This is a genomic window from Nitrosomonas sp. (assembly GCA_016703745.1).
Taxonomy (GTDB): Bacteria; Pseudomonadota; Gammaproteobacteria; order Burkholderiales; family Nitrosomonadaceae; genus Nitrosomonas.
Genome location: JADJBK010000007.1, coordinates 75,871 through 82,262, shown reverse-complemented (window position 1 = coordinate 82,262; position 6,392 = coordinate 75,871). Strand labels below are relative to the sequence as shown.

2 protein-coding genes and 4 pseudogenes are annotated in these 6,392 nt (G+C 44.1%); all 6 read left to right on the top strand.

What is annotated here, in order from left to right; translation table 11 throughout:
* The first annotated feature begins 1,973 nt into the window (after nt 1-1,973).
* The 6 genes and pseudogenes from IPG31_13635 (at nt 1,974) to IPG31_13610 (ending at nt 6,345) form a co-directional block, all read left to right on the top strand.
* A complete protein-coding gene (locus tag IPG31_13635) occupies nt 1,974-2,201 on the top strand; it encodes a hypothetical protein (protein MBK6619322.1) in 228 nt (75 codons plus the stop codon).
* A gap of 607 nt (nt 2,202-2,808) precedes the next feature.
* Nucleotides 2,809-3,195 (top strand): annotated as a pseudogene (gene merR, locus IPG31_13630) (Hg(II)-responsive transcriptional regulator).
* 115 nt (nt 3,196-3,310) lie between these two features.
* Nucleotides 3,311-3,630, top strand: a pseudogene (locus tag IPG31_13625) (mercury transporter).
* A 316-nt stretch (nt 3,631-3,946) separates the two neighbouring features.
* Nucleotides 3,947-4,153 (top strand): mercury resistance system transport protein MerF, encoded by a 207-nt coding sequence (gene merF / locus IPG31_13620; GenBank protein ID MBK6619321.1) that lies wholly within the window; start codon nt 3,947-3,949, stop codon nt 4,151-4,153.
* Between the two features lie 41 nt (nt 4,154-4,194).
* Nucleotides 4,195-5,850, top strand: a pseudogene (gene merA, locus IPG31_13615) (mercury(II) reductase).
* Nucleotides 5,851-5,992: 142 nt separating this feature from the next.
* A pseudogene (locus IPG31_13610) lies at nt 5,993-6,345 on the top strand (hypothetical protein).
* The last annotated feature ends 47 nt before the right edge of the window (nt 6,346-6,392 follow it).

Sequence of the window (6,392 nt, the reverse complement as noted above, 5' to 3'; positions counted from 1 at the left end):
GTAAAAGGAGTTTGAAGCACAACTGGAGCAATTAAGCATTAATGTGAGAAAAATTAGAGATGGGAACATCTATAAAACTGTACCGGTGGTGAGTCCCATTGACGGCATAATAAAAAAAATTGTTTGGTACAGATAGGTCAGTTTGTGAATGCCGAGGAGCAGAAATACTCAAGGATCATAAATATTGAATATGTACATGCCGATCTGATGGTTTCGAAAAGATGTCAATAAGGTCAAGGAAGGGGGAATGGTTATCATTTACAGTGGAATCGGTTCGGGTGAAATTTTATCTGCCAAAATTTTTCAGTAGGCAAAAACTTTGAACAAGGCGTAGGATAGTCCATGCTTGCATGCCGAGATCGATCAAAAGAAATTTTTCTTATTCACGGGATGTATATCAATGGAAAAATTTACACAGAAAGTATATCAGTAATAGCATTGCCTGAAGAAGCTATTGTCGTAGAGGGATGGTAAATCTTATATTTTATGGCGGAAGAACTCCAAGAAGATGGACAAACGGGTGGGGGTTTACCCCTGAAAATCAGAGCTGGAAACTCTGATGAAGGGTGGGTGGAAATCAACCTACTAGAATCGCTGCCTAAAGACGCGCAAGTGGTCTGGAACAATGCCTATTAACTTGATCGCAGAAAATGAAGAAAGGCGAGACCTCACACACGAACATTAGGTTTTCATTGCAGCCAATTCGCTAATATAAATTATGCATATCAGGGGGAAGTCTTGGTCTTAAAAAGTTATTTTATGGGTAAAAATTAGATGCTTCATAAAAAACACTATACAACAATCGGCCTTTTTCTCACTTTTGACCCATTGATTCACTAAACAAGAATGATGAAGCTAATCAAATGAGAAGGTTAACAATGGGACACAGCCACGATACCGAAAGTTTGGGTGATGGGCGTCTGTATGCTGCTGTTGCCGTCAATGTACTTGCTGACTGTGGCACGAAGTCATTGGTGGAAGTATCTCCGGTAGCTTGTCGCTTAATTTGCCGATGCGTTGCACTTCGCTTAAGCGATGCTGCTTCGCTTGGTATTGCGTTGTTTGCACGCAAGAACCGACCGCAAAGCCACCGGACAAGTTCAAGACCTTTGGTTATAAGCGAGCCGAAAATTATTGCTTTCTTCATATCAATCTTACTACGTTGATAATTATTGGTTTCTATCTCATCTATCAGGCAATGTGGCGTTTTGTAGAGCCTGAGAAAATTGAAGGTTGGATAGATTGTGATTGGCGGGAATTGCGCTCTGTATGAATGTGATCACCGCCACTTTAACCTACACCATGTCAAAAAAAGAGCGCAGATATCCAAGCCGCTTTTTTTGCGCAACGTATCGGACGCGCTGGCTTCTGTAGGTGTTCTAATTACCGGAACACTGATTTTGCTCTCTACTGGTTGGTATTGGACTGATGCGTTATTAACCCTCATGATCTGCCGATTACGTTTTATGGCAAGGAAGCTTCACCATGTTGCCAAAAACTATACACCTGCTTATGGAAAGTACGCCAGACCATCTCTCAATTGAAGAAGTTATCAGCGAGTCAATGGAGTTATTAGAAGGGTGTTGAAAACATCCATCATATCCACATATGGCAACTCGACGAACATCTCAACGCACTGGAAGCTCATGAAGTAATGCGCTCCAATGAGCTGGCCCAAATTGAGAAGAAATTAAAAGTGCACTGAAAAAATTGCCCAGTCGCTTTGAGATTGGCCATTCGACCTGGGATTGGAACACCCACGACTGTATTTGTGAGTCCTAGAAAACTGGATTTCAGAGAAAATATCTCTAAGGAATCCCGGGGGCTGAATTCGAATCTACTCAGCTGGTTTAGTAAATTCCACCCAAAGAAGGTGGAGGGTTCTTTCACTGCTGTTCGAATTTTGACGATCATTTTTTGAAAATTAATCAAAACTTCCAGCGGAAAGTTAATTCTCGGTATTTTTTGCTGCCTTGGCAGAATTTGAACGTGAGTTGATTAGTGAGCGAACAAAAGCAGCTTTAACGGCAGCAAGGGCAAGAGGAAAAAAGGCGAGTGCAAAATTCTCTTTAACTTCAGCTCAAGTAAGATTAGCTCAATCAGCAATGATTAAGAAAAAAGCAGTTATTTTCGAACTTTGCAAAGAGCTGGGCATCACCAAGCCTACTCTCTATCGTTACCTTTTTTTAATGGTGCGTTAAGAGATTATGGTAAAGGGTTTTGGGTGTTGACCAATGGTGTGCAGTAAAAATGGGGCCTTCTTTTCTTAGTTTTGCCACTAAATCCGTAGGCTTTAGAACCTTTTGTTTATTAGCACCTTACTGGCGCTACGGCAGGTATTATGTAATGCTTGTGCATTTTACTTGATGTTGATTCACGACTCACTCCAACCAGAGGATTTTATGACAGAAGAAAAACCGAGATGTCCATGTCCTTTGAAGTACGCGCGCCGCGTCGACGCGCACGGTGGCACTGGCACTACGTTGTCTAGATACTTCGCCGGCCAGGATCTCCGCAGCATGAGTGCATACCATCAACATAACTATCTCCGCATATTTATACCGGGTTGCTTTGCGACATTTGTGATGACCGCACGCATGAATCTACAGGCTAGAGCGACTATTACTTGCCTGAGAGCAGCATTACAATCCGATAGGAAATCATGTGTGAATATCCAATTGAACTCTTACACAGTCGGTACCCCAACGAATATTTGGTATTTATTTCAAGAAGTATGGAATTTATTGAAAAGTTAGCCGTTTTCACAGCTATGCGGCGCTAGGCCAAGCGGGAATGGAGGAACAAGAAATGGCAAGAACAATTAGCAAGGTTGCAAAAGAACTTGATATCAACATTGAAGCTGTCCGTTTCTATGAACGACGAGGTCTAGTGCGCAACCATCCAAGCCAGCGCAAGGCTATCGTCATTACCCAAGCAATACCGTCAACCGTATTCGCTTTATTAAACGCTCTCACAGGAATTGGGATTTACTTTAGACGAAATCGCCAATTTGATTAAGCAGAATGACACACCCTGTGGTCAAGTTCGAGGTTATTTGAACAAAAACTCTGCGCCGTGAGAAAAAAAATGGCGGATTTGCGATGTCTTGAAAAAGTTCTTAAAGAACTTCTTACTCAGTGCCAGAGTAATCAAGATGATAGTCACTGCCCGATAATAGACTCGTTACAGCCGTAAAATCACTCCAGCCATAAAATAAATTATAACGCTTGATTCCGTACCATAGTCGGCGTTTACTACTCTATAACTTGGTTAAGAGGAGTAAGTTGTGGCAAAAGAATCCTAAGCTTCAATTATTGGTGGAACCATTGCCGCAGTTGGTGCAGGAATATGTTGTGCAGGACCTTTAGTGCTACTGATGTTAGGAGTAAGCGGGTCATGGATTGCAACTTAACGCTATTAGAACCGTACCGCCCGTTATTCATTCTCGCTGTCTTTGTCTTGTTCGGTTGGGCTGGCTGGAACGTTTATCGCCCCATTGAAGATTGTGAACCCGGGGATCAGCATGTGCAGTGCCGCAGGTGCGTAAACAACGTCAGATCATTTTTGGTAACCGCTTTGATCGCGCTCGCTTTAGTGACCAGTGTTTACTGGATTCCAGTATTTATGTGAAAAATATAGCTTGTCTAACTATTGGAGAATTAACCATGAATAAAATTATTATTACTTTCGTACTCACCATTGTTAGCTTTACCGCTTGGGCTAGATCCGCAGACCGTTACTCTAGATTTGCCTACCATGAACTGTGCTATGTGTCCAATTGCAGTGAAAAAAAGCCTTAAATAAGGTAGATGGTGTAACCAACGCCGATGTCAGTTATAAAAAGACAAGCCGTGGTGACCTTCGACGACGACGCCACGAACGTTGAAAGCGCTCGTCGAGGCCACAACCAATGCCGGATACCCATCCACGATCAAGGGTAGTGTTCATGGATAAGAACAAGCTCTTGCTGCGTACTGGCGTGATTGGCACTCTGATTGTAGCCCTTTGCTTCCCGCCGCTGTTGGTTATTCTACTTGCTGCGGTTGGCCTATCAGCCTTTACGGGCCATCTGGATGTTGTCCTTTTCCCCGCTCTGGCATTTTTCATCGGCCTCACGGGATATGCCTTTTACAGAAAAAAAATCCCAACGTAATCCCGTATGTTACAATACCGATCGTCATGGCGGAGAAACCAATGAGTAAATTTTATTTTCAGATAGAAGGTATGACCTGCACTAGTTGTGTAACCCATATCAAGAAACACTAGAAGCCATTGAAGGGATCAATCGCGCAGATGTTTCTTATGCTAACGCCAGTGCCGACGTGGACACAAACGCCAACGTGAACGCCAATGATATCATTGGTGCTATCGAGCATTTGGCTATACGGTACAGGAACGGAGTTCACAAAGGCCGGCTGTGCATCTGATAACGTAGCCACTCAGGAAAGTGATGAATCTCTGCATGTGGCGATTAATGGCAGTGGTTCCGGGGCATTTGCGTGTGCAATCAAAGCGGCTGAAGGCGGAGCGCGAAGTCACCATCATTGAAGGTGCGGACGTTATAGGCGGTTGCTGTGTCAATGTGGGATGTGTCCCTTCAAGATTTTGATTCGGGCAGCACAATTGGCCGAACAACAGCGCAATAATCCATTTAAAGGTCTGGAAAATCACGCGCCACAATTAAGCCGTGCATTACTGACACAGCAACAAACCGCGCGCGTTGAAGAACTGCGAGCAGCTAAATATCAGAATATTCTCGAATCAAACCCGGCATTGAGTCTTGTAAAAGGTCATGCTCGATTTAAAACTACCGCGCCTTGGTTGGCAGAGCAAGCCCGATGGTAATGAGCAAGAAATTATAGCCGACCGCATTCTCATCGCAGCCGGTTCAACTCCAACTATCCACTCATTGATGGTCTGGCTAACACTCCTATTGGACATCCACGGAAGCCTTGTTTGTCGAGGAAACACCAGAACACTTGATTGTCATCGGTTTCCTCCGTGGTAGCGCTGGAAATCGCACAGGCCTATCGCCGCCTAGGTGCCCAAGTTACTGTATTGGCGCGACATGCTTTGTTATATGCTGAAGACCACTCTTGGGTGAAAAGCTCACAACATCCTTTGAGAAAGAAGATATTCGTATACTCCAACCATACCCGAGGCGAGCAGTGTCGACTATGATGGAAAACGCTTTACCTTGGAAACGAATGCAGGATCATTCCAGGTAATCCTTACTTAGTCAGTACAGGTCGTCATGCTAATACACGCCAACTCAATCTGGAAGCTGTCGGCATTAAAACCGAACGTAATGGTGCCATTACAGTTAACGACCATATGGAAACCACGGTGCCGAACATCTATGCGGCGGGTGATTGCAGTAACATGCCACAATTTGTTTATGTGGCAGCTGCGGCGGGTAGTCGAGCGGGTGTGAATATGACAGGTGGTGACGCCAAGCTCGATCTCTCCACTATGCCTACCGTGATCTTTACCGATCCTCAAGTCGCTACGGTTGGATTAACAGAAGAACAAGCTAAGGCACAAGGTAATAATACCAATAGCCGTGTTTTGGATATGGAAAATGTACCCAGAGCACTGGCCAATTTCGAAACCGATGGCTTTATTAAACTTGTGGCTGGAAGCAAATCAGGTAGGATCATAGGCGCGCAGATTTTGGCTCATGAAGGTGGTGAAATCATTCAAAGCGCGGCATTGGCCATTCATAATCGCATGACCGTGACGGATCTGGCAAATCAGCTATTCCCTTATCTAACAATGGTGGAAGGTTTAAAACTCTGCGCACGAACCTTTAACAAGGATGTGAAAGAGCTGTCTTGTTGTGCCGGGTAAAGCAGCTTGATTGTAGTGTGCTACAGGCTACCGATTGGCTATGGGTTATTGCAAACAAAAATTGATGCGCAGCTGACCTACTTGCATTCATTAGATTCACAACTACACCAATTAACCAGATAACTGAATAACGGAATACACGATGTCAGAGAAATATGAAGCCAGCACAAACGACTGGGTGGCTAATAAATCCCGGTTTTTTGCCGCATGGGATTGCCCACTTTTATTATGCTGGTTACGGTTGATGCAACTAACGCCACTGCTCACTGGTATTCTCTGGATGGGTGCTTTGAGTTGGATGGGGATTTCCTGTTTAAGAAATGCCCGTCAGTGTGGCCGAATACACTGTTTCTTCAGTGGCCCCTATTTTTGCTTTCTGCTGTTTTGGCGTTAGCCACTGGGATCCAATGGATACAAATCTTATCATTTAACGAATTAGGGCTCTTTCTATTAATTGGTACGCTGCTAGTATGCGTGTTGCCGGAAGTTTTCTGGGAAGATATAAAAGCCCAAGAGAGAAGTAATGGAATTTCAGCTTATCC

Bases quoted from the DNA above. Each gene is read 5' to 3' on its own strand.
- merF (MBK6619321.1), top strand. From the start codon at position 3,947: ATGGATAAGAACAAGCTCTTGCTGCGTACTGGCGTGATTGGCACTCTG.